Source organism: Streptomyces sp. 8N114, from assembly GCF_052245835.1.
Taxonomy (GTDB): Bacteria; Actinomycetota; Actinomycetes; order Streptomycetales; family Streptomycetaceae; genus Streptomyces.
This window is the reverse complement of sequence record NZ_JBQQBT010000012.1, coordinates 117,473-140,168: the sequence shown is the minus strand read 5'-3', so window position 1 is coordinate 140,168 and position 22,696 is coordinate 117,473. Positions and strand designations below refer to the sequence as shown.

Here is a 22,696-nt window from a genome sequence, read left to right as displayed (position 1 = left end):
CACGGTGACCAGTACGCCAAACGGGCGCGCGGGACTGACCCGACGGCGGATTACGAAACGTGAGATGACTCACGCGACGCCCATGAATGCGGGACCACTGCGCGGCATCTCCTAGGGTGTCGCTCCAGTGACTTACTTCTCCGCACTAGGCAACCCGCTGTCCGGATCAGGCGTCCCCACGTCGGGAGCCCCGGGCATCACGGCCTGGCGTGCGCTGCTCGCCCTGGCCGTCGTCTTCGTACTGCTGGCGACGACCGGCTGGACGGCAGTCCGCAAGCACCAGGCCGACGCCGGTCCCCGCGCAGCGGCACTGCACGCCTGGGAGAAGGGCTCTTTCGCCGGCCGCCCGCTGCCCGACCCCGACGCCTCGCCCAGCCGCATCGCGCGCTACTTCGCCGGGCTGACCGCAGCACAGCAGCGCGGTCTCGCCGCACGCTATCCGCTGGTCGTCGGCAACCTCGGCGGCGCCCCTCTGGAGATGCGCTACCGGGCCAACCACACGGCACTGCTCCAGGCCCGCGACACCGAGCGCAAACGGATGCGGGACCAGCGGCTGACGGACGAGGGCCGCCACCAGGCGGGGCAGCGGATGCACCGCTTCGAGTCGATGCTGCGCCCCGGTCGGCAGATCCTCGCCTTCGACCCGACAGGACGCGGCCGGGCAGCCGAGGTCTTCGGTGATCTGCGGGACGCCCAGCGCGTCTCGGTGGTCGTCCCCGGGGTCGACACCGAACTGCTGACCTTCGAGAAGACGGCACGGCAGTACTCCGCACCGGTCGGCATGGCCGATTCGCTGCAGCGCCAGCAGCACACCGCCCGCCCCGGTATGCGCACGGCGACGATCGCCTGGGCCGACTACACCGCGCCGGCAGGGCTCGGCGTGGACGCCGCCTCGGGCGGCCCGGCCGAGGCGGGCGCGGTACGGCTGAACCGGCTGCTGCAGGCCCTGCCCGCCACCTCGGTCGGCCCTGCCCCCAAGGTCGCGCTGTTCTGCCACAGCTACGGCTCGGTGGTGTGCGGCGTCGCGGCGCACCAGCTGCCGGAGAGCGTCACCGACATCGCGGTGTCGGGCAGCCCAGGGATGCGCGCCGACAACGCGTCGCAGCTCGGCACCCGGGCCCGTATCTGGGCGATGCGGGACAGCGACGACTGGATCGCCGACGTGCCCCACATGGACGTCGGCGGGCTCGGGCACGGCGCCGACCCGGTCGCGGACAGCTTCGGTGCCCGGCATCTGTCGGCGCGGGGCGCTGTTGGCCACACCGGTTACTTCGTGCCGCACACCCACAGCCTCGCCAACTTCGCCGCGATCGGCACCGGCGCCTACCAGGACGTCTCCTGCGACTCCTCGGACCCGAAGTGCTCCTTCGTCCCGGGCGCGGCCTGACATCACGCAAGGGCGCCCGAGCTCTCTCGGGACGCCGTACGCCCCGAATCAGCGCGCGTAGCGTCGCAGAGAGCGGCGGAGGGGGGACGGAGAGCCGACCGACGCATACGATGGCCCACATGGGTGACGTACTGGCTGGAATTCACTCCACCTGGGAGTTCGATTCGGACTCCGTGCTCATCCGCTTCGAACGGGGGATTCGCACACCGAAGCTCTTCCAGGTGCTCGGAGAGCGGCGTGTTCCGTACGAGGCGCTGAGCGCCGTCGAGCTGGCCCCGGGCGGCAAACGCGGCACCGTGGTGCTGCGCGCCGTGCCCCGCGAGGGCGCCGACCCGCTGCTGGAAGCGGCTGCCGGACAGCTGAAGGAGAGCAGCGACCCCTACCGCCTGGTGCTGCCCGCCGAGCGCGAGACGCTGGCGGACTACTACGCGACCGAGCTGCGTGCCGCACTGCCCGGGGAGACGGCCAAACCCGCCGAGCACTATCTGGTCGCCGCACCGGCAGCGCCGCAGAGCTTCAAGGCGTACGACGGCAAGGCATCCTTCGACGGCAAGGTGGTCGCCTTCCGCTGGTTCTGGACGGGCGCCTCCACAGCCAAATGGAAAGCCGGCGACCAGTTCTTCCCCGTAGGAGAGCTGGAAGACGTCGAATGGCGCTCCCCGGAGGGGCTCAGCGGCCACCTGCGGCTGCGCCCGCGCGGAGCCGAGATGCTCGCGGAGGCCGACCAGGACCCGGCCTCCGTGGTGTTCGGCCTCGGCTACGGCCCCGTCTACGAATCGCTGCCCTTCGCCGCCTCGGTCCTGGAGGCGGTACGCGCGGCCGACCCGGTACGGGAGTTGCAGAACATCCGTACGCCCCCCGCGGCGCCCCAGCCGCACCGTTCGGACCCGGCCGACGTGGCCGAGCGCATCCGGCACCTCGGCGAGCTGCACGACGCCGGGCTGCTGACCGACGACGAGTTCACCGCCAAGAAGGCAGAGCTGCTGGCGGAGCTGTGAGCGTTCGCGCTGTGGCGCCCCGCCTGCGCGCCGAGCTGCGCTCGCTGAGGACCGCGCTGGCCACGCCCGCCGCCTCTCACGAGCCGCTGCTGGGGCACGCCTCGTCCCGCGTGGTGCGGCGGCTGCCCTATGTGGTGGCGTTCCTCTTCACCGTCGTGCTGCTCCCGGTCACCATTCAGCTGCTCTCGAACGAGTACAGGTTGCAGGGCGGCCTGGCCGGTGCGCTCGGGGTGACCCAGGCGGCGCCGCTGCTGCTGGCCGTGACCAGACCGCTGCCCGCCTGGTGGATCATCTTCACCGCCGACGTGTTGGGTGCCCTCGCCCTGCTGACGGCGGACGGGAACGCAGGCCGCCCCTGGCCATGGCCACCCGCGGTGATCGTGGGGTACCTGGTGCTGTGCCTGGCGCTGGCGCTGCGGGAGAGCCGGCGCACCCTGCTGGCCGTCTGGCTCGTCACGGTGGCCGCCTCACTGGTGCTGGGTTTCGTCTCACCAGAGCTCAGCGAGGGGACGAACGTCCTGCTGATCGTGCTCAGCGGCGTCGTACTGCTGCTCGGCGCCACGCTGCGGGAGCGGGCGGAGGCACAGCGGCGGCTGGCCGAGCAGGAGACCATCAGCGAGGCGGAACGCGCCCAGCGCACCCTGCTGGAGGAGCGCGCCCGTATCGCACGGGAACTGCACGACGTGGTCGCACACCACATGTCGGTCATCACCGTGCAGGCGGACAGCGCCCCCTACCGGATCTCGGAAATGCCCGAGGCGGCACGCGAGGAGTTCGGCTCCATCGCCGCCACGGCACGCGAGTCGCTGACCGAGATGCGCCGCCTGCTGGGCGTCCTGAGGAGCGAGAAAACCCGCGGCGAGCGGGCACCGCAGCCCGGCCTGGAGAGGCTGGACCAGCTCGTGGAGGCCACCGTACGAGCGGGGGTTCCCGCGGAACTGGACATCTCCCTCCCTGAGGGCGAAGACGGTGCAGCAGACGAGGTTTCCGCGCCGGCGCCGACCGTGACGCTGTCGGCGTACCGGATCGTGCAGGAGGCGCTCGCCAACGTCGTACGGCACGCACCCGGCGCACAGACCCGGATCTCGGTGACGGCGCCGCAGGGTTTCCTGTCCGTGCTGGTCGTCAACGGGCCCTCGCCCGAGCCTGAGGCGGCGCCGCTGGAGACGGCCGGCACCGGACACGGGCTGGTGGGAATGCGGGAGCGGGTACGGCTGGTCGGCGGCAGCCTGGAGGCCGGCCCGCTGCCCGACGGCGGCTTCCGCGTCGCCGCCCGACTGCCGCTGAGGCCGCCCGTCACCGCCCTGGAAGAGCCGCACGACACCGCGGAGGACACCGGTCCGGAGGACAGCGGGCAGGACCGGCAGAGGGCGGACCGTAAGCGGAACAAGCAGAGCCAGCAGAGCCAGCAGAAGCAGCAGGGCAAGCGCAGGCAGGACAAGCACCGGCAGAGCAAGCGCAAGCAGGGCAAGAAGGACTCAAAGGACACGAGGGGTTCCGCGACCGCATGAACGGCATCGGCGCGTCCGGCGCCTTTTCGACGGACCGGGTGACCCGCGTGGTCATCGTCGACGACCAGGCCATGGTCCGCGCGGGGTTCGCCGCCCTGCTGGCCGCACAGAGCGACATCGACGTGGTGGGCGAGGCACCCGACGGCCTGGCCGGTGTCGAACTGTGCCGCCGCGCCCACCCGGACGTCGTGCTGATGGACGTACGGATGCCGCGGCTGAACGGCCTGGAGGCGGCGCAGCAGCTGCTCGACCCGCCGCCCGGCGTCACCCATCAGCCCAAGGTGCTGATGCTCACCACGTTCGACGTGGACGACTACGTGTACGAGGCGCTGCGGCTCGGAGCGAGCGGCTTCCTGCTCAAGGACGCGCCACCGGCCGACCTGATCGCCGCGGTCCGGGTGGTGGCCGAGGGGGAGGCACTGCTGGCGCCCTCGGTGACCCGGCGGCTGATCGCGGAGTTCGCCCGGCAGCGGTCCCGTACCGCTCCGCGCAAGGGGCGCGCCTCGGCGCCCGAGCTGCGGCTCAAGGCGCTGACCGAACGCGAGACCGAAGTGCTGGAGTTGGTGGCCCGCGGGCAGTCCAACACCGAGATCGCCGAATCGCTCGTGCTGGCCGAACAGACGGTGAAGACCCATGTGAGCCGCATCTTCGCCAAGCTGGGGCTGCGCGACCGCGCTCAAGCAGTCATCTTCGCCTACGAGTCGGGGCTCGTCGCACCGGGCGACCACTGATGTCCTGCCGGGGAACAGCTGACTTCGCACTGGGCGACCGCTGACTTCGCACCGGACGACCGCTGACTCCGCACTGGGCGGCCACTGACTTCGCGTTGGGCGACTACTAACTTCTCGCCGGGCGACCGATAACGTCGCACCAGGCGACCGCTAACTCCCCACTGGGCGGTCAACAACGCCGCACCGGTGACCACCAGCCCTCCACGGGGCGGCTCCCGGTCCGGTGTCCCCGCGCTGCTCCCGCTCCCCCTGCAGCACTGTGTGGTGCTCACGCTTCCGGCCCGCGTCACACTCTCCTCCACCCCCTACCCCGGTAGCACCCGCGAGTTGGCTCCGCGGTGTGACGCCCGGCGTAGAGGCGGGCCCGCACTCTCCTTCTGCCGCTGCCGGAGACTCCGGTCGGGCGGCGGGAGGAGGGACACCCCATATGAAGCGCCGCCGCAAGCGTGCTCTGCTCGTCGCCCCGCTCGTCGCGGCCGTCTTCGCCACGACCGCCGGCGTCACCAGCGGCACGGAGCAGACCCCGGTCACCGGGCCCGCACCGGGCGCCGCCGCATGGCGCGCGGACCATTCGCTGGGGCGCACGCTGCCGGGCCCCGCAACCGCGAGCCCCGAACGGGTCGCCACATTCTTCGCGGAGCTGAGCGGGAGGGAGCGGCGGGCGCTGGTGCGGCGGCATCCGCTGACGGTGGGGAATCTGGACGGCGCCCCCCTACGTGTTCGTTACCAGGCGAACCGGTTGGCGCTCAAGGAGGAGCGGCGGGCGGAGCTGGGGCGGGTACGGGATGCCGGGCTGACGCGGGAGGATCACCGGGAGGCCAGGAAGAAGGCCGGGCAGTATGCCGAACTGCTCGCTCCCGGGCGGCAGATCCTCGCCTTCGATCCGCGCGGCCGGGGCCAGGTCGCCGAGGTCTACGGGGACTTGGCGCACGCCACCCGCTCCGCCGTCGTCGTCCCCGGCTCCGACGTCGATCTGACCACCTTCGACGGCGACGGGAAGAACCGCTACGGCAAGCCCGCGGGGATGGCCACCGCGCTGCGCGACCGGATGACCGCGCGCGCCCCGCACACCCGCACCGCGGTGATCGCGTGGGTCGGCTACACGACGCCCGTCGGCATCGGCCCCGACGCCGCGACCGGGCGGCTCGCGGAAGCGGGCGCACCGCGACTGGCGCGCTTCCTGCACGGTCTGGCGCGGACCGGGGCGCCCGCACCCGCCGTGCTGTGCCACAGCTACGGCTCGGTGGTGTGCGGCCGGGCGGCGTCCCGGCTCGGCCGGTCCGACGCCGCCGATCTGATCGTCTTCGGCTCCCCCGGGATGCGCACCGGCTCGGCGGCTGCGCTGCACACCAGGGTGCCGGTGTGGGCCGCACGTGCCGCCGGGGACTGGATCGGCCACGTCCCCCACGTCGAGCTGCTCGGCCTGGGACACGGCGCCGACCCGACGGACGCCGGGTTCGGTGCCCGCGTCGTCACTGCGGCCGAGGCCGACGGGCACGGCGGCTATCTGAAGCCGGGCACCGACTCGCTAGACAACTTCGCTTCCATCGCGCTGCGCGCCTACGGCTCCGTCCGGTGCGCGCCCGCCTCCCAGGAGTGCGCCGATGCCCGCTGAATCCGGTGTCCGCACCGCCTCCTCCGCCCACCCGCTGCTGCGCAGGGCCCGGGAAGCTGTCCGTACCGTGGAGGAGCGCACTCCCCCGCATCGCGACCGGGCAGTGGACGGGCTGCGTGCGTTGGCGCTGCTCGCCGTTCCGCTGGGCCACTGGATGCTCGGCGGGTTCACCCGCGGCCCGGAGGGCGCCCTGCACAACGCGAGCCCGCTGGCCACGCTGGGCTTCTTCGCACCGCTGAGCTGGATGCTGCAACTGCTGGGCGTTTTCTTCCTGGTGGGTGGCTACTCCTCGGTGCTCTCACTGCGGCGCGCCACTTCGCGGGGCGAGACGGCCGGGCACTGGCTGCGCGGGCGGCTGCTGCGGCTGGGCCGTCCTGTGCTGGGCGTCACGGCGGTGTGGGCCGCGCTGTTGCCCGTGCTGTCGTTTCTGGGCGTACCGGAGGCGACGCTGCGGACAGGGGCGGTGCTGGTGGTGCAGCCGCTGTGGTTCGTTGCCGTCTACGCGGGCGTCACCGCGCTGACGCCGTACTGCGTGCGTGCGGCGCAGCGGTGGGGTGGGTGGACGGCGGTGCCGCTGCTGGTGACGGTCGCCATGGTGGACTTCCTGCGGTACGGGCCGTACGGGCAGCAGGTGCCGTCCTGGCTCGGTCTGCTCAACCTGCTGCCGGGGTGGCTTTTCGGCTACCAGTTGGGCGCGTGCTGGGGTGTGGGCAGGCTGCGTCGCGGGGGTGCTGCTGTGCTGCTCTCCGGGGGCGTTGTGCTGTTCGCCGTGCTGCTGGTCGTCTTCGACTATCCGGCGTCCATGGTGGGCGTCCCCGGGCAGACGCGTACCAATTCGCATCCGCCCTCGCTGCTGGTGCTGGCGCTCGCGTCCGTGCAGTGCGGTGCTGCTGTCCTGTTGCACGGGTGGATCGGCCGCGTGCTGCGCCGCCCGGCTCTGTGGGCGCCGGTGGTGGGGGTCAATCTGTCGGCGATGACGATCCTGTGCTGGCACCAGACGGCGATGCTGGCCGTGGCCGTGCCCACCGCGCGGCTGGGTGCGGTGGCCGGTCTGAGCACGGCGCCGGACTCGCTCGGCTGGGTGCTCGCCCGGCTGGCGTGGCTGCCGCTGTTCGCGATGGCACTGGTGGCGATCGGCAGCGTCACCCGCCGGTTCGAGCCGCCGTGGCGCAGCGCCGGGCGAGGCGCACGGGCGGCGGCCGGTGCGCTGGCCGCCGCGTTCGCGCTCTACGCGTTCGCCGTGGTGTGAGCCGACGGGGCGGGGGTGATGTGGGACTGGACGGCGCGGGTGGCCGGCAGGTCACCGGTCTTCCGCGAATAGTGGTCGATCTTGTAGTCGAGCACGGCGAGGGTGTCGTGCAGCTCCGCTATCCGTTCGAGCACGTCCTTGCGGGTGGCCTCAAGGAGCGCCTGGCGTTCCGCGAAGGTCTGCTCGCCCTGGCGCACCATCTCGGCGTAGCGCACCATGTCCGCGACCGGCATCCCGGTCAGCCGCAGTTTGCCGACCAGTTCCAGCCAGTCCAGATCGCGGTTGGAGAAGCGCCGCTGTCCGGTGTGGGATCTGTCCACGTGCGGCATCAGGCCGATCCGCTCGTACCAGCGCAGTGTGTGAGCGCTCAGGCCGCTGAGCGCCGCCACCTCGCTGATGGTGTACCTGTCCTGTCCGTCCGGCCGTGGGTGGCCGCCGCGGGTGTCGGCACACTGCGCGGGCCGGTCGTGCTCGGGCGTACGTGGTCTCTCGGTCTGCGTCACGGTCACAAGTGAACGCTACGGAGTTGGAGCGCACTCCAAGCAAGGGCAAAATCGACGGCAAATCGGTGCCGTTAGGCTCGTTCCCATGGACAGCCTGCGGATCATCGAGACCTGGCCGGTGCCCACTGCGGCGGCGGCCGTCGTACGTGCCGACGGCAGCGTGGCCGGGACGCATGGTGTGGCCACGCAGCGCTTCGCGCTGGCCTCCGTCACCAAGCTGCTGACCGCGTATGCGGCGCTGATGGCGCTGGAGGAAGGCGCTGTGGAGCTGGATGAGCCGGCCGGTCCCGAGGGAGCGACAGTGCGGCATCTGCTGGCGCACACCTCCGGACTCGCTTTCGACGAGCACCGGTCGATGGCGGAGCCGGGCACCCGCCGGATCTACTCGAACGCGGGCTTCGAGGCCCTGGCCGACCATCTGGCCAAGGCGACCGAGATGCCCTTCCCGCAGTACCTGCGCGAAGGGGTGCTCGATCCGCTGGGCATGTCCGGTACCGAGTTGGAGGGCTCGGCCGCCAAGGACGCCGTCTCCACACTGGCGGACCTGACCCGCTTCGCTGCCGAGCTCCAGTCCCCCACACTGCTGGATCCCTCCACGGTGCGGGAGGCGACCTCGGTGGTCTTTCCGGGGCTCAGCGGTGTGCTGCCCGGTTACGGCCACCAGAAGCCGAACGACTGGGGCCTGGGCTTCGAGATCCGCGGCACCAAGTCCCCGCACTGGACGGGCGGGACGTCCTCGCGGGGCACCTTCGGGCATTTCGGTCAGTCCGGGACGTTCCTGTGGGTGGACCCGCACGCGGGAGCCGCGTGTGTGGCCCTCACCGACCGCGCCTTCGGCCCGTGGGCCGTGGAGGCGTGGACACCGTTCACCGACGCGGTGCTGGCGGAGCTGCGGGGCTAGCCGTACGGCAGCGCACTGCGGTGGCGCTCAGCCGTACACGGGCTCCGCGTGCATCTCCCACAGCAGGAGTTCCGCACCGCCCTCCGCACGCAGCTCCAGCTCGCTCTGTACGGCCGCTTCGGTGCTCCGCTGGTCGGCCTGTTCGGCGGTCAGCCGCGCGGCGTCACCCTGGTGCAGGGTCGTACCGTTCAGCAGTGCCCGGCCGCGCGCCACATGGACGTACACGAAGGCGGCCTGCGGCACAGCAGTGCGCTCCCCGTCGGCCAGCCGCCGTACGTGCAGCACGGCTTCGGTGCGCGGCAGGGCGAAGGGGGTGTTGTCCGCGATGCCACGGACCAGCTCGTATTCGGGCTCGGTACCGAACGCACCCGGCACCAGCCACATCTGGACGAAACGCAGCGGTCCCTCGCCCGCGTTCCGCTCGGTGTGCCGCACCCCGCTGCCCGCGCCGAGCCGCTGCACGTCTCCTGGGCGCACCACAGTGGTGTGCCCGGCGGAGTCGCGGTGCTCCAGTTCGCCCTCGACGACCCAGGTGACGATCTCCACGTCACGGTGGGGGTGCTCGTCGAATCCGGCGCCGGGCGCGAGGCGCTCCTCGTTGCAGGCCACCAGCAGTCCGAAGCCGACGTTGTCGGGGTCGTAGAAGCCGGAGAAGGAGAAGGCGTGCCGGGTGTCGATCCCGGCCTGCTGGTCGCCGCCCCGGTACCGGTCCTCGGCCCGCCACACCATCTGTGCCATGCGCCCCACGGTAGTGCCGGGCCACTGCTCGAAAGGTCCCCTGTCCGCCCCCGCGCCCGGAAAGGACATCCGGTAAGGCAGGCTTGTCCCGTGCCCGAAGCCACAGATCCACCACCCCAGCACCCCCACCTGGCCACCCTGCGCCGACTGGAACAGTCCTCCGGGAAGCTCGCCGCCGCCGCCATCGCGCGCATGGACGAGCAGCTGCCCTGGTACCGCGCCATGCCGCCGGAGAACCGCTCCTGGATCGGCCTGGTCGCGCAGGCGGGTATCGCGGCCTTCACCGAGTGGTTCCGGCACCCGGAGACGCCGCAGGCCATCAGCACGGACGTGTTCGGAACCGCGCCGCGCGAGCTGACGCGGGCGATCACGCTGCGGCAGACCGTGGAGATGGTGCGCACCACGATCGAGGTCGTCGAGACGGCCATCGACGAGGTGGCGGCGCCCGGGGACGAGGCAGTGCTGCGGGAGGCGCTGCTGGTGTACGCGCGGGAGATCGCCTTCGCCACCGCGCAGGTGTACGCGCAGGCCGCCGAGGCACGGGGGGCGTGGGACGCGCGGCTGGAGTCGCTGGTGGTCAACGCGGTGCTCTCCGGCGAGGCGGACGAGGGCGCCGTCTCCCGCGCCGCCGCGCTGGGCTGGAACTCCCCCGAGCATGTGGCCGTGGTGCTGGGCACCGCACCGGACGGCGACAGCGAGCTGACGGTCGAGGCCATCCGGCGAGCCTCCCGGCAAGCCAAGCTCCAGGTGCTCACGGGCGTGCTCGGCAGCCGGCTGGTGGTGATCGCGGGGGGCTCGAACGATCCGCTGAAGGCGGCAAAGTCGCTGATCGGGCCGTTCGCGGCGGGCCCGGTGGTGGCCGGGCCCGTGGTGGGTGACCTGCTGGCGGCCACCCGCTCCGCACAGGCGGCGATGGCGGGTCTGAAGGCGTGTGCGGCCTGGCCGGACGCCCCCCGGCCGGTGCTGGCGGACGATCTTCTTCCCGAGCGCGCGATGGCGGGTGACCCGGTCGCGCGGGAGCTGTTGGTGGAGGAGATCTACAGACCGCTGGAGGAGGCCGGGTCGGCGCTGCTGGAGACGCTCAGCGTCTATCTCGAACAGGCGAGTAGCCTGGAGGGCGCCGCGCGGATGCTGTTCGTGCACCCCAACACCGTCCGCTACCGGCTACGACGTGTGACGGATGTCACCGGCTGGTCGCCTTCGGATGTACGTTCCGCTTTCACGCTGCGTATCGCGCTGATCCTGGGGCGTCTCGCCGACTTCCCGGGTCAGCCGTAAGCTGACGGGCATCTTTTGTCGAGGGTCCACAATTCCCCTCACGGTTCTTCGTCTCGGTCCCCACCGGCCGAGACCCCTGCCCACAGGAGAGAGTGAAAGAGTGCTCGTACTCGTCGCTCCCGGCCAAGGCGCCCAGAAGCCTGGCCTTCTGACCCCCTGGCTCGAACTCCCCGGCGTCGCCGACCGGCTCGCCCAGTGGTCGGCCGCCATCGACCTCGACCTGGTGCACTACGGCACCGAGGCCGACGCCGAGGCGATCCGTGACACCGCCGTGGCCCAGCCGCTGCTGGTCGCCACCAGCCTGCTGTCCGGCTACGAACTGCTGGAGGGCGAGCCCACGCAGGACGCCCCCGGCCGGGCCGCCGCCGTCGGCGCGTTCGCCGGACACAGCGTGGGCGAACTGGCCGCCGCGGCACTGACCGGTGTACTCACCCCGCTGGAGGCGCTGCGTATCGTCCGCGCCCGGGGCACGGCGATGGCCGAGGCCGCCGCCACGGCCGAGACCGGCATGTCCGCCGTACTGGGCGGCGACCCCGAGGTCGTCACCGGGCACCTGGAGAAGCTCGGCCTGACCCCCGCGAACATGAACGGCGCCGGTCAGATCGTGGCCGCCGGTACCGCCGAGCAGCTCGCGGCACTGGCAGCGGACAAGCCCGAGAAGGCCCGGGTCATCGCACTGAAGGTGGCGGGAGCCTTCCACACCGAGCACATGGCGAGCGCGCTGCCCGCCATGGAGACGGCCGTGGAGGGCGTCACGCCCAGGGCACCGCTCACCCGCTACGTCTCCAACTTCGACGGCCGGATCGTGGAGTCGGGGCAGGAGGTGGTGCGCCGTCTCGTCAACCAGATCTCGGCCCCGGTGCGCTGGGATCTGTGCATGGACACCTTCCAACAGCTGGGCGCCACAGCCCTGATCGAGCTGTGCCCCGGCGGCACCCTGACCGGCCTGGCCAAGCGCGCCCTGCCGGACGTACGGACGCTGGCGCTGAAGTCGCCCGACGACCTCGCCGCGGCGCGGGACCTCGTCGCCGCACACACGTCCGCCTGACCTCCAAGGAGTCCCGAGAAGCATGACCGCGAAGATCAAGCCCGCGCAGGGCTCGCCGTATGCGCGCATTCTCGGCGTCGGCGGATACCGACCGACCCGTGTGGTACCGAACGAGGAGATCCTCAAGCACATCGACTCCTCCGACGAGTGGATCCGCTCCCGTTCGGGCATCGCGACCCGGCACTGGGCGGGACCGGAGGAGACGGTCGCCGAGATGACCCTGGAGGCCGCGGGCAAGGCCGTCGCAGACGCCGGGATCACCGCCGACCAGGTGGGCGCGGTCATCATCTCGACCGTCTCGCACTTCAAGCAGACCCCGGCGGTCGCCACCGAGATCGCCGACCGGATGGGCGCGGGCAAGGCGGCGGCCTTCGACATCAACGCGGGCTGCGCGGGCTTCGGCTACGGCCTCACCCTCGCCAAGGGACTGGTCGTCGAGGGCAGTGCCGACTACGTGCTGGTGGTCGGCGCCGAGCGGCTGTCGGACCTGACGGACCTGACGGACCGCTCGACGGCGTTCCTGTTCGGGGACGGCGCCGGAGCCGTCATCGTCGGCCCCTCCGACGAGCCCGGTATCGGCCCGTCGGTCTGGGGTTCGGAGGGTGACAAGCGGGATGTCATCACCCAGACCGTCCCCTGGGACGGCTTCCGGGTGGGCGATGTCTCACAGCTGCCGCTGAGCGAGGACGGTTCGCTGAAGTTCCCCGCGCTGCGTCAGGAGGGCCAGACGGTCTTCCGCTGGGCCGTCTTCGAGATGGCCAAGGTCGCGCAGCAGGCCCTGGACGCGGCCGGAATAACGGCCGAGGATCTGGACGTCTTCATTCCGCACCAGGCGAACATGCGGATCATCGACTCGATGGTCAAGACCCTCAAGCTGCCCGAGCACGTCACGGTCGCCCGCGACGTGGAAACCACGGGAAACACCTCGGCTGCCTCCATCCCACTGGCGATGGAGCGGCTGCTGGCGACGGGGAAGGCGAAAAGCGGCGACCTCGCGCTCGTCATCGGCTTCGGGGCGGGTCTCGTCTACGCAGCCACGGTCGTTACTCTCCCCTAGTCAAGATCCGAGCAGCCCCGTACGACAGGGTCGGGCGCTGCGGACTCACCGCATATACGAAGGAGCGCCGCAATGGCCGCCACTCAGGAAGAGATCGTCTCGGGCCTCGCCGAGATCGTGAACGAGATCGCCGGAATCCCGACCGAGGATGTCCAGCTGGAGAAGTCCTTCACCGACGACCTGGACGTGGACTCGCTGTCCATGGTCGAGGTGGTCGTCGCCGCCGAGGAGCGGTTCGGCGTGAAGATCCCGGACGACGACGTCAAGAACCTCAAGACCGTCGGTGACGCGACCGACTACATCCTCAAGCACCAGAGCTGAGACATCCGTTGACGCGTTTGTCGCCACCCGGCGTATGGGTGGCTCAAACGAGTCACCCCCTACCGTGGAGAGTATTCCAGTGAACGCGACCAATCACTCCGTGGTCGTCACCGGTATCGGCGCAACCACACCGCTGGGTGGCGACAGCGCATCGACCTGGGAAGGGCTCGTCGCCGGGCGCTCGGGTGTGGGACTCCTCGAAGAGGAGTGGGCTGCCGATATGCCGGTACGAATCGCGGCGAAGGCCGCGGTCGAGCCGGGCGAGAACATCCCCCGCCCCCAGGCCAGGCGACTGGACCGCTCGGCGCAGTTCGCGCTGATCGCGGCCCGTGAGGCATGGGCCGACGCGGGCTTCACCGCCCGGGCCGGCGAGGACGCCTCCGTCAACCCGGACCGGCTGGGCGCCGTCGTGGCGTCCGGTATCGGTGGTGTCACCACGCTGCTGGACCAGTACGACGTGCTGCGCGAGAAGGGCGTTCGCCGCGTCTCGCCGCACACGGTGCCGATGCTGATGCCGAACGGCCCCTCGGCCAACGTGGGCCTCGAGGTCAACGCCCGGGCCGGGGTGCACACTCCGGTCAGCGCCTGCGCCTCCGGCTCGGAGGCGGTGGGGTACGCGATCGAGATGATCCGCACCGGCCGCGCCGACATCGTCGTCGCCGGCGGCACCGAGGCGGCCATACACCCGCTGCCGGTCGCCGCGTTCGCCAACATGATGGCGATGTCCAAGAACAACGAGGACCCGCAGGGCGCCTCCCGCCCCTTCGACGTGGACCGCAACGGGTTCGTGCTCGGCGAGGGCGCCGGGGTGATCGTGCTGGAGTCGGCCGAACACGCCCGGCGGCGCGGCGCGCGGATCTACGCGGAGGCGGTCGGCCAGGGCATCTCCGCCGACAGCCACGACATCGTGCAGCCGGAGCCCTCGGGCAACGGGATCGCGCACGCGCTCCAGAACCTGGTCTCCCGGTCCGACCTGGACCCGGCCGAGATCATGCACATCAACGCGCACGCCACCTCGACTCCGCAGGGCGACCTTGCGGAGCTGAAGGCGCTGCGCAAGGTGTTCGGCGACGACGTCGACCACATGGGCATCTCGGCCACCAAGTCGATGACCGGCCATCTGCTGGGCGGCGCCGGAGGGGTCGAAACAGTGGCCACGCTGCTGGCGCTGCACCACCGCACGGCCCCGCCGACCATCAACATCGCCAACCTCGACCCGGAGGCCGACGGCGACATCGTGCGCGACACCGCACGCGAGCTCCCGGCCGAGGGCCGGATCGCCGCGCTGAACAACTCCTTCGGCTTCGGCGGCCACAACGTGGTACTGGCGTTCCGTACGGTGTGATTCGGGCAGTGTCGTTCCGGACGCGGACTGAGTGCCGGTCGCGGCATTGGTAAGGGGCGGCCTCCCTTGGAGGCCGCCCCTTACATATGGACTGCCGACCATCTGTGACCGCCGGCCATCTGTGACCGCTGCTCTCCTGTGCGCTGCTAAGCGGAGCCGCGGGCGTCGCCCCTGCCGTAGTCGGAGGACTCGTAGCTGGCGAAGAACGAGGCTGCCGCATCGTCCGCGCCGTGCCCCTGCGCTTCCGCGCGCCGCAGCCGCTCGGCGATCGCCGGGGTGGCGTCGAGCCGAACGCCGGCTTTCCGTGCCGCTCCGGTGATGAGCTCGGCGTCCTTGCGGGCGCCGGAGAGCGGGAAGCTGGCCTCGTAGGCGCCCTCCAGGACCAGCCTGGCCTTCGCCTGGAGATACGGCACATCCAGCGGGCCCCCGGCGACGGCACCGAGGAAGTCGGCGGCTTCGACTCCGAGCCCTTCGGCGAGGGCGAGGGTTTCGGCCGTTCCGTTGATGAGGGTGAGAACCCAGTTGTTGACCACCAACTTGAGACGGCTGGCGGCGCCGGGCTGTTCGCCGAGCCACAGGGTCTTGGCGCCGATGGCGTCGAGCACGGGGATGGCCCGCTCCCGTACGAGGGAGCTGCCGGAGCCGCCGGAGACGAGGACGGTCAGCTGCCCCGCCTCGGCAGGTGCCTTGGTGCCCAGGACAGGCGCGTCCAGGAAGCAGAGCCCGTGCGCGTCGGCGAACTCGACCAGCGGTGCGATCCCGTCCGGCCCGACGGTGCTGGCCTGGATCCATACGGTGCCCTCGGCCAGCCCGGAAGCGGCGGCGCGCATGGCCGCCAGCACGGCCGGGCCGTCGTGGAGGGAGGTCAGAACGGTGTCGGCACCGCGTACGGCCTCGGCGGCCTCGCCCGTGACGGTGATGCCGTGGCCGGCCAGCGGCTCGGCCCTGGCGCGGGTGCGGTTCCAGGCGCGGACCCGGAGCCGGGCCGCGGACAGGTTGCGGGCCATGGCGGCCCCCATGGTGCCGGTGCCGAGCACTGCGACTGAGGTTTCGTCAGGCATGCCGGAACGGTAGGGCTTCGAGCGCCCTCCAGGGCAACCGGCACGCATGCGGGCGGCCCGTCCTGGCCGGTTTCAGACCACCTGGTGCAGCCACCGGTCTCAGACCACCTGGTGCAGCCAGCGGACGGGTGCGCCCTCTCCCGCGTAGCGGAACGGCTCCAGTTCGTCGTCCCAGGGCTTGCCCAGCAGCTTGGAGATCTCGGCCTCCAGCTCGCTCTCACCCCGTCCCGCGCGGGCGACGGCGGCCCGCAGCCGGTCCTCAGGGATGAGGATGTCACCGTGCATCCCGGTGACCGCGTGGAAGATGCCGAGATCCGGTGTGGAGCTGTACCGCTCGCCTTCCGCGGTCGCACACGGCTCTGCCGTCACCTCGAAGCGGAGCAGGTGCCAGCCGCGCAGCGCGGAGGCGAGCTTGGAGGCGGTGCCGGGATCGCCCTGCCAGGAGAACTCGGCACGCCAGGTACCGGGCGAGGCGGGCTGTCTGATCCAGTCGAGGTTGACGCGGGCGCCCAGCACGCCCGCGACGGCCCATTCGACGTGCGGGCACAGGGCGCGGGGCGCCGAGTGGACGTACAGAACTCCACGTGTCGTCACCGGGACCTCCAGTGCGCTCCGAGGGTCGCCACCGGGCGGCCTCGATCACCTACCGATCACGCGCCGGAAAAGCGCCTGACAATTTGCACCACCGGTCACTTCCCTACCAGCTCCCGAGGTTACGAATAGTAAACACCATTGCGCCCAATTCTCCCCGAAAGGGACAGGAAGTGACGCGAGGTAATATTTACCAGTCGCTGTGCCGGTCGACCCACCCGCTCACCGACCACGGCACAAGCTATCGCGAGGCGGCGCACGGTGGGTGACGTACCGTCGGTTGAGCACGGGCGAAACAGGGGGTCGGATGACGGAGAGCCACGAGCCGGGGAACGCACGTCCAGCGCGTTCGCTGCCCGGCGCGCCGAAACGGTCCCGCACCATCGCCATCTGCGCTTTCGTCCTGATGACCGTAGCGGGTCTGGTGCTCGCCGTGGCGTGCGGCAGCTCTTCGGGTGGAGGCGACAAGCACGGCGCGCAGCGCGCCGAAGACTCCTCGCGCCCCCACCCAAGACCCACCCCGCGGCGGATCTGGGACCGCAGCCCCGACTCCCTGGCCGCCGTCGGTGACTCCATCACCCGTGGGTTCGACGCGTGTTCCCTGCTGGCGGACTGCACCAAGGTGTCGTGGGCCACCGGCACGGCGGACGGCGTCGACAGCCTCGCGCGGCGGCTGCTGAGCGACCCGAGGACGGAGAGCTGGAACTACGCGGCCAGCGGCGCGGTCATCGCCGACCTGCCCGCTCAGATGCGCAGGGCCGCGGCCCGCAAGCCGGACATGGTGACCGTCATGAGCGGCGCCAACGACGCCTGCCGCCCCACCGCCGGACAGATGACACCCATCGAGGAGTTCCGCACGAGCTTCCGCGAAGGGCTGCGGGCACTGCGCACCGAGGCGCCCAAGGCACAGGTGTACGTCTCCAGCGTGCCCAACCTGAAGCGGCTGTGGCAGGAGGGCAGGAAGAACCCGATAGGGCAACGGGTGTGGGGGCTGGGCATCTGCCAGTCGATGCTCAAGGACCCGCAGTCCACGGCCGCGGCCGACCGGGAGCGGCGGCAGCAGGTCTACGACCGGGTGGTGGCCTACAACGCCGTGCTCAAGCAGGAGTGCGCCAAGGATCTACGCTGCCGCTACGACAACGGGGCGGTCTTCAACTACCGGTTCACCGGGACCGAGCTGAGCAACTGGGACTGGTTCCACCCCAGCAAGGAGGGCCAGCGCAGCCTCGCGGAGCTGGCGTACGGACAAATCATCGCGCGGCGCCCCGCCGGGTAGGCCGGCGGGGCGTTACGGGACTCGGACTCGCGGGGCGAGTCGGAGCCCGGGCCGCGGGCACCGCCTACGCTGCGGCATCCACGACCCGGGACGAGCGTCAGGCGACCTGCAGCGTGACCTCGATGTTGCCGCGCGTGGCGTTGGAGTACGGGCAGACCTGGTGGGCCTTCTCCACCAGATCCTTGGCCGTGGCCTCGTCCACGTTCGGGATCGTGGCCCGCAGGGCGACGGTGAGACCGAAGCCACCCTCCGGGGTGTTGCCTATGCCGACCTCGGCGGTGACGGTCGAGCCGGATATGTCGGCGCCCTCCTTGCGGGCCACGACACCGAGCGCCCCCTGGAAGCAGGCGCTGTATCCCGCGGCGAAGAGCTGCTCCGGGTTGGTGCCCGCGCCGCTGCCGCCCATCGCCTTGGGCGGGTTGACGACGACGTCGAGCTGGCCGTCGTCGCTCGCCACGCGGCCGTCACGGCCGTTCTCCGCGGTGGCGACGGCGGTGTATTTGACGTCGATCGGCTGTATTGCCATGGATTTCCTCCTGTTGATGGCACGACCGGGGGAACTCGCGCCCACGCTCCCGCCGGTGCGGTGACCAGCGTAGGCGCTCGGTCCACGGGCGGGGCAGCCAGCCCGGTCCGGCCTCGAGTTCAGGCCCCGAGAGTGACGATCATCTTGCCGACGTTCTCCCCGCGCAGCAGACCGAGGAAGGCCTCCAGGTTGTTCTCGATGCCCTCGACAACGGTCTCCCGGTACTTCAGCTCTCCGGAGCGCACCCAGGGTGCCACCTCTTGGACGAACTGCGGCTGAAGGTCGTAGTGATCCAGGACCAGGAGCCCTGCCATGCGGAAGCGCTTGGCGATGATCTGGGCGAGATTGCGCGGGGCCGGGGTCGGCTCGGTGGCGTTGTACTGCGAGATCATCCCGCACACGGCGATACGGCCGTGCAGGTTCATGGCGGCGATGGCGGCCTCCAAGTGGTCACCGCCGACGTTGTCGAAGTAGACGTCGATGCCGCCCGGCGCCGCCTCCTTCAGCTGCTCGGCGACGGGGCCGTTCTTGTAGTTGAAGGCCGCGTCGAAGCCGTACTCGTCGGTGAGCAACTTGACCTTCTCGTCCGAGCCCGCCGAGCCGATCACCCGGGAGGCACCCTTCAGCCGGGCGAGCTGGCCCACCTCGCTGCCGACCGCGCCGGCCGCGCCGGAGACGAAGACGGCGTCGCCCGGCTTGAAGTCGGCCACCCGCAGCAGGCCCGCATAGGCGGTCAGGCCCGGCATGCCCAGCACGCCGAGGTAGGTGGAGAGCGGGGCCGCCTCGGCGTCGACCTTGGTGGCGTACTTGGCCGGGAGCGTGGCGTACTCCCGCCAGCCAAGGTCGTGCAGCACATGGTCACCGGGGGCGAAGCCGGGGTCCTCCGAGGCGAGGACGACGCCGATGGCGGCGCCGGTCATGGGCTCGTTCAGCTTGTACGGCTCCACGTAGGACTTCGCCGCGCTCATCCTGCCGCGCATGTACGGGTCCACGGAGAGGTGGATGTTCCGCACCAGGATCTGCCCCTCGGCCGGGGCCTTGACCGGCACCTCCCGCAGCGCGAAGTCGTCCGGGGTGGGCCAGCCCTGCGGCCGAGCGGTCAGATACCAGGCCCGCCCGGTGGCCGGGATACGGTCCGCGGCGGAGTCGGGGGATACGGATGAGGACACGGTGTCGCCTCCTGGATTTGCTTCAGGTACTGAAACAACCATGCGCCTGGATATTTCATGTTGTCAAGCATTGCGCTAGGCTGGTCGCATGGCAGCAGCAGACAGTCACGTTCCTGACGCGCTCACCGTCGAGGTGGCCGAGCTGATCGGCACGGTGGTCGCGCGCTACCACGAGGAGTACGAGCTGGCCGCTGCCGAGCACGCGCTGACCGGCGCGCAGGCACGGGTCCTCGCCCTGCTGGCACGCGAGCCCAAGCCGATGCGGCAGCTCGCCCGCCACCTCAAGTGCGAGCCGTCGAACGTGACGGGCATAGTCGACCGCCTCGAGTCGCGCGGCCTCGTCGAACGCAGACCTGACCCCGCCGACCGCCGGGTCAAGGTCGCGGCCGCCACCGAGGAGGGCCGCGCCACGGCGGCCAGGCTGCGCGGAGAGCTGGATTTCGCGGGCGAACCGCTCCAGGAGCTCACTCTTGCCGAGCGGAGACTGCTGCGCGACCTGCTCAAGCGGATGCTGGGCGAGCCTCCGCACTGAGCCCGGCCACCAGCAGCTCGAGGCCCGCCCGGAACTCCTCGGCGCGGTCGCCCTGGGCCGACGCCGTGGCGATCTCCACCACCCGCGGATAGCGCTCCGCCGGGAGCGTCCGGCCGCGCTCGATCACCTCGTCCGCCGAGCCGCCAGCCAGGCTGAACGTCTCACCCCCGGCCTCGCCCTGTGCGAAGCCGACAATGAACCCGGTCACCAGCCGGAAGGCCACCAGTAGATCCCGCCCGGATCTGCCGCTTCTCGCCAGCGCCTCCAGCATCCGCTCCCCGAAGTCGAGGGTCGGCTCGTCCGTTGTCCGGCGCGCCACCATCAGCGGCACCACCTGGGGATGCCTGCGGATGGTGACCCAGTAGCACTCCGCGAGGATGCGTACCTCCTCGCGCCAGTCCGCCGCGGGCTCGGGCGGGTAGGCGGCGTGGCGTACGACCGCCTCGATGACGAGCGACTCCAGCCCGTCGCGCCCGTCCACGTAGTTGTAGAGCGTCATCGGGCCGGTGCCCAGCCGCGCCGCAAGTGAGCGCATCGAGAGGGCGTCCAGCCCCTTCTCGTCGGCCAAGTCCAGTGCGGCAGAGGCGAGTTGATCCCTGCTGAACTTCTTGGATGCTGGCACCGGATGTCCGCCTTTCCGAGGTTCGTCCCCTCGCGTGCCCGAGGGAACGGGGCTTGACTACGTACGGCGTACGTGTTCCACTGAAATCCGATCACGTACACCGTACTCGATGATGAGGGGGCGGCTATGACCGCGGTAGACCTGTTCTCGTCCATGTTCCGGCTCGGACCGGCCGGCGACGTCCGTGCCGAGGAGCGCCGGATGTCGCCCGACCTCGACGGGTGGACGGTGATGACCCTGCATGTCGAGGAGGACGCCGACGCACACCCCGAGTCGTGGGAGCAGCACACGGACGGCGAGGAGGTGCTGTGCGTGCTGACCGGCGCGGTTCGGGTCTACTTCCGCAGGGAGGAGGAGCCCGAGGACGCGGACGGGGAGCTGGTGGCCCGACTCACCCCGGGAACGGCCTGCGTCATACCCAGGGGCCGCTGGCATCGCACGACGATCGAGGAGCCCAGCGACATCATGGCGTTCTCGCGGATCGCCGGCACACAGATGGAGCGCCGCACCGGGTGGTGAGCGGGAAGGAGCCGCCATCAACGCGGTGAGGCGGCGCCTCGGGACGGCGGACCGGCCGGCGCTTCAGCTGGGCAGCTCCGGTCGGTCGTGCACTACGGCGGACCCAGCTCGCCGCGCAACCGCATCGAGCGCAGCACCAGTTCCAGCTCGAAGCGGCTGTCGGGGTCGTCGATCTCGTCGCCCCACAGCTCGCGGATCTGGCGCAGCCGGTAGCGCACCGTCTGCGGATGTACGCCGAGGCGCCCCGCCACCTCCGGGGCACCGCCTCGGGTCTCCAGCCAGGCCAGCAGCGTCTCGGCCAGTCGGCGGCTGTGGGCGGGGCCGCAGGATTCCAACGGCGCCAGCCTGCGCCGGGTCAGCCCGGCGATCAGCTCTTCGGGCGGCAGCAGCACAAGGGCCTCGGTGTACTCGGTGCAGTAGAGCAACTCCCCGCCCGGCAACAGCCCGCGCTCCATCAGTACGACGGCGGACTGGGCCCAGCGCAGTGACTTCACGGCCTCGGCCAGCGGCACCGGAGGTCCCAGCGCGCCGGACCAGCCGGCGGTGGCGCGGCGCAGCAGCTCCGGTCTGCCGGGCGCCTCCGGCTCGGGAACCACCATGCGGGGCTGTTCGCACTCCATGTCGAGCAGCACCTCGTCGCCCACGGCAGGCGGTACGGCCGAGCGGGCGGGGCGTACCAGGACGGCGACGGCTACCGTCTGCGGCATCCGCCAGCCGATGCGGGCGGCGCGGTCGGCGAGCAGATCGGCGCGGTCGCCTCCGCCGCGCGGCGGGTGCTCGGACAGCAGCAGGTCCAGCAGTCGGCGCTGGAGCCGCAGCCGCTCGCCGGCCTGCCGTGCCGCCGCCTCCGCATAGCCGCGCACGGACTCGGCGACCAGACCGTCGAGGTACTGGAAACCGGACTCGGCCAGCTCGTACATCGCCGGTGGGGGGATCTCCATCTGGGTGCCGATCTCGGCGAGCCGGCGCCAGGCCAGCCGGATGCCGAGCCGGTAGATGGCCTGCAACGAGTCGAGGCTGCGCCCGTGGAGGACCTCGCCCCGGCCGAACTCCTGGAAGACCTGCGGCGGCACATGCGGGGCTTCCAGGCCGGTGGCCAGGTTCTCCACGAAGTGCTCCAGGGCGCGCCGGATACCGATGAGGGCCATCGGCTCGCCCGAGTCGTCCAGCACCAGCGGTAAGGCTGGGTATTCGCGCCGGATGGCCGAGAGGATGTCCTGGGCGAGCACGGGCACCTCGGCCATGGCGCGCCGGGCGAACTGCCTCACCCGCAACGGCGGTACGTCCTGCCAGGCCGAGCGCACAGGCGCGGACGTCACCGTCACTCCCCCGGTGCCGCGGCGGAGCCCGAGGGTTCGGCCGCGCCCCGGGAGCCGCCTCGTGATCCGTCCGAAGACCCGTCCGCGGAGTCGGGTGACGTCGTCGGCGACGCAGTGCCGGGGGCCTCGCCCGCGGACTCCTCCGCATCCCGGGCGGCGCCAGGGCTGGATTCGGTGCTCTTGGACGGGCTCGACGAGCCGCTGGGAGATGACGACGGCAGCGCGGACTCGCCGAGGCCGGGGACCTCGTCCGGTGACGAATGGAAGTGCACCAGCGGCACGTTGGGCTGCTCCGGGGTGGCGTTGAGCGCGGCGACGATGCCGAAGCCGGCGCCGACGGCGAGACCGGCAGCGACCACGCAGGTGAGCGCGGCGGCGAGGAGTCTGTGCATGGCGGAG

24 protein-coding genes are annotated in these 22,696 nt (G+C 71.3%); 15 read left to right on the top strand and 9 right to left on the bottom strand.

Annotated elements, in window-relative coordinates:
* The first annotated feature begins 127 nt into the window (after positions 1–127).
* The 6 genes from ACTWQF_RS23805 to ACTWQF_RS23780 all read left to right on the top strand — a co-directional run bounded on the left by ACTWQF_RS23805 (position 128) and on the right by ACTWQF_RS23780 (position 7,491).
* Positions 128–1,387 carry an alpha/beta hydrolase gene (locus ACTWQF_RS23805; RefSeq protein ID WP_443281669.1) on the top strand — a complete coding sequence of 420 codons (1,260 nt, stop codon included), beginning with the start codon at positions 128–130 and terminating at the stop codon, positions 1,385–1,387.
* Between the two features lie 119 nt (positions 1,388–1,506).
* On the top strand, positions 1,507–2,385 hold the full coding sequence (locus tag ACTWQF_RS23800) for a DUF4429 domain-containing protein (protein ID WP_443281668.1): 879 nt from the start codon (positions 1,507–1,509) through the stop codon (positions 2,383–2,385).
* The gene (locus ACTWQF_RS23795; protein WP_443281667.1) at positions 2,382–3,896 is read left to right on the top strand and encodes a sensor histidine kinase; all 1,515 of its coding nucleotides are present in this window, start codon (positions 2,382–2,384) and stop codon (positions 3,894–3,896) included. The genes ACTWQF_RS23800 and ACTWQF_RS23795 overlap by 4 nt, the downstream gene beginning before the upstream one ends.
* Complete coding sequence (locus tag ACTWQF_RS23790) at positions 3,893–4,627, top strand: response regulator (protein ID WP_443281666.1); 735 nt, start codon at positions 3,893–3,895, stop codon at positions 4,625–4,627. The genes ACTWQF_RS23795 and ACTWQF_RS23790 overlap by 4 nt, the downstream gene beginning before the upstream one ends.
* 427 nt (positions 4,628–5,054) lie before the next feature.
* Positions 5,055–6,242 carry an alpha/beta hydrolase gene (locus tag ACTWQF_RS23785; protein ID WP_443281665.1) on the top strand — a complete coding sequence of 396 codons (1,188 nt, stop codon included), beginning with the start codon at positions 5,055–5,057 and terminating at the stop codon, positions 6,240–6,242.
* Positions 6,232–7,491, top strand: a complete 1,260-nt coding sequence (locus ACTWQF_RS23780) for an acyltransferase family protein (protein ID WP_443281664.1) — start codon at positions 6,232–6,234, stop codon at positions 7,489–7,491. The genes ACTWQF_RS23785 and ACTWQF_RS23780 overlap by 11 nt, the downstream gene beginning before the upstream one ends.
* Here the strand turns inward: ACTWQF_RS23780 and ACTWQF_RS23775 are convergent.
* Positions 7,470–8,000 (bottom strand): MerR family transcriptional regulator, encoded by a 531-nt coding sequence (locus tag ACTWQF_RS23775; RefSeq protein ID WP_443281663.1) that lies wholly within the window; start codon positions 7,998–8,000, stop codon positions 7,470–7,472. The genes ACTWQF_RS23780 and ACTWQF_RS23775 overlap by 22 nt on opposite strands.
* Positions 8,001–8,079: 79 nt before the next feature.
* On the opposite strand from ACTWQF_RS23775, the gene ACTWQF_RS23770 reads away from it, so the two are divergent.
* Positions 8,080–8,895 (top strand): serine hydrolase domain-containing protein, encoded by an 816-nt coding sequence (locus tag ACTWQF_RS23770; protein WP_443281662.1) that lies wholly within the window; start codon positions 8,080–8,082, stop codon positions 8,893–8,895.
* A gap of 27 nt (positions 8,896–8,922) precedes the next feature.
* Here the strand turns inward: ACTWQF_RS23770 and ACTWQF_RS23765 are convergent, their stop codons facing one another.
* Positions 8,923–9,633, bottom strand: coding sequence for a pirin family protein (locus ACTWQF_RS23765; RefSeq protein ID WP_443281661.1), 711 nt, complete (start codon positions 9,631–9,633; stop codon positions 8,923–8,925).
* A gap of 90 nt (positions 9,634–9,723) precedes the next feature.
* Between ACTWQF_RS23765 and ACTWQF_RS23760 the strand changes: the two genes are divergently transcribed.
* The 5 genes from ACTWQF_RS23760 (at position 9,724) to ACTWQF_RS23740 (ending at position 14,682) form a co-directional block, all read left to right on the top strand.
* The gene (locus ACTWQF_RS23760; RefSeq protein ID WP_443281660.1) at positions 9,724–10,911 is read left to right on the top strand and encodes a PucR family transcriptional regulator; all 1,188 of its coding nucleotides are present in this window, start codon (positions 9,724–9,726) and stop codon (positions 10,909–10,911) included.
* 100 nt (positions 10,912–11,011) lie between these two features.
* Positions 11,012–11,959, top strand: coding sequence for an ACP S-malonyltransferase (locus tag ACTWQF_RS23755; RefSeq protein ID WP_443281659.1), 948 nt, complete (start codon positions 11,012–11,014; stop codon positions 11,957–11,959).
* Between the two features lie 22 nt (positions 11,960–11,981).
* Positions 11,982–13,016 (top strand): ketoacyl-ACP synthase III, encoded by a 1,035-nt coding sequence (locus ACTWQF_RS23750; protein WP_443248457.1) that lies wholly within the window; start codon positions 11,982–11,984, stop codon positions 13,014–13,016.
* Between the two features lie 72 nt (positions 13,017–13,088).
* Positions 13,089–13,337, top strand: a complete 249-nt coding sequence (locus tag ACTWQF_RS23745; RefSeq protein WP_209263290.1) for an acyl carrier protein — start codon at positions 13,089–13,091, stop codon at positions 13,335–13,337.
* Positions 13,338–13,416: 79 nt separating this feature from the next.
* Complete coding sequence (locus ACTWQF_RS23740) at positions 13,417–14,682, top strand: beta-ketoacyl-[acyl-carrier-protein] synthase family protein (RefSeq protein WP_443281658.1); 1,266 nt, start codon at positions 13,417–13,419, stop codon at positions 14,680–14,682.
* Between the two features lie 146 nt (positions 14,683–14,828).
* On the opposite strand, the gene ACTWQF_RS23735 is transcribed toward ACTWQF_RS23740, so the two are convergent.
* Positions 14,829–15,743 carry an NAD(P)-dependent oxidoreductase gene (locus tag ACTWQF_RS23735; protein WP_443281657.1) on the bottom strand — a complete coding sequence of 305 codons (915 nt, stop codon included), beginning with the start codon at positions 15,741–15,743 and terminating at the stop codon, positions 14,829–14,831.
* A gap of 99 nt (positions 15,744–15,842) precedes the next feature.
* Positions 15,843–16,337 (bottom strand): DUF3145 domain-containing protein, encoded by a 495-nt coding sequence (locus ACTWQF_RS23730; RefSeq protein ID WP_099880502.1) that lies wholly within the window; start codon positions 16,335–16,337, stop codon positions 15,843–15,845.
* A 304-nt stretch (positions 16,338–16,641) separates the two neighbouring features.
* Here ACTWQF_RS23730 and ACTWQF_RS23725 point away from each other — a divergent pair, with 304 nt between their 5' ends.
* Positions 16,642–17,610, top strand: coding sequence for an SGNH/GDSL hydrolase family protein (locus ACTWQF_RS23725; protein ID WP_443281656.1), 969 nt, complete (start codon positions 16,642–16,644; stop codon positions 17,608–17,610).
* A gap of 97 nt (positions 17,611–17,707) precedes the next feature.
* Here ACTWQF_RS23725 and ACTWQF_RS23720 read toward each other — a convergent pair whose 3' ends face one another.
* Entirely contained in the window at positions 17,708–18,136 is a 429-nt protein-coding gene (locus ACTWQF_RS23720) for an organic hydroperoxide resistance protein (protein ID WP_443248462.1), read from the bottom strand.
* Positions 18,137–18,255: 119 nt separating this feature from the next.
* Positions 18,256–19,305, bottom strand: a complete 1,050-nt coding sequence (locus ACTWQF_RS23715; RefSeq protein ID WP_443281655.1) for an NADP-dependent oxidoreductase — start codon at positions 19,303–19,305, stop codon at positions 18,256–18,258.
* A gap of 88 nt (positions 19,306–19,393) precedes the next feature.
* On the opposite strand from ACTWQF_RS23715, the gene ACTWQF_RS23710 reads away from it, so the two are divergent.
* A complete protein-coding gene (locus ACTWQF_RS23710) occupies positions 19,394–19,837 on the top strand; it encodes a MarR family winged helix-turn-helix transcriptional regulator (RefSeq protein WP_443281654.1) in 444 nt (147 codons plus the stop codon).
* Here ACTWQF_RS23710 and ACTWQF_RS23705 read toward each other — a convergent pair.
* Complete coding sequence (locus tag ACTWQF_RS23705) at positions 19,806–20,459, bottom strand: TetR/AcrR family transcriptional regulator (RefSeq protein ID WP_443281653.1); 654 nt, start codon at positions 20,457–20,459, stop codon at positions 19,806–19,808. The genes ACTWQF_RS23710 and ACTWQF_RS23705 overlap by 32 nt on opposite strands.
* Positions 20,460–20,585: 126 nt before the next feature.
* On the opposite strand from ACTWQF_RS23705, the gene ACTWQF_RS23700 reads away from it, so the two are divergent.
* Entirely contained in the window at positions 20,586–20,978 is a 393-nt protein-coding gene (locus tag ACTWQF_RS23700) for a cupin (RefSeq protein WP_443281652.1), read from the top strand.
* A gap of 92 nt (positions 20,979–21,070) precedes the next feature.
* Here the strand turns inward: ACTWQF_RS23700 and ACTWQF_RS23695 are convergent, their stop codons facing one another.
* Together ACTWQF_RS23695 and ACTWQF_RS23690 are read right to left on the bottom strand one after the other, a co-directional pair.
* Complete coding sequence (locus tag ACTWQF_RS23695) at positions 21,071–22,297, bottom strand: helix-turn-helix domain-containing protein (protein WP_443281651.1); 1,227 nt, start codon at positions 22,295–22,297, stop codon at positions 21,071–21,073.
* A 2-nt stretch (positions 22,298–22,299) separates the two neighbouring features.
* A complete protein-coding gene (locus tag ACTWQF_RS23690; protein ID WP_443281650.1) occupies positions 22,300–22,689 on the bottom strand; it encodes a hypothetical protein in 390 nt (129 codons plus the stop codon).
* Positions 22,690–22,696 lie beyond the last annotated feature (7 nt).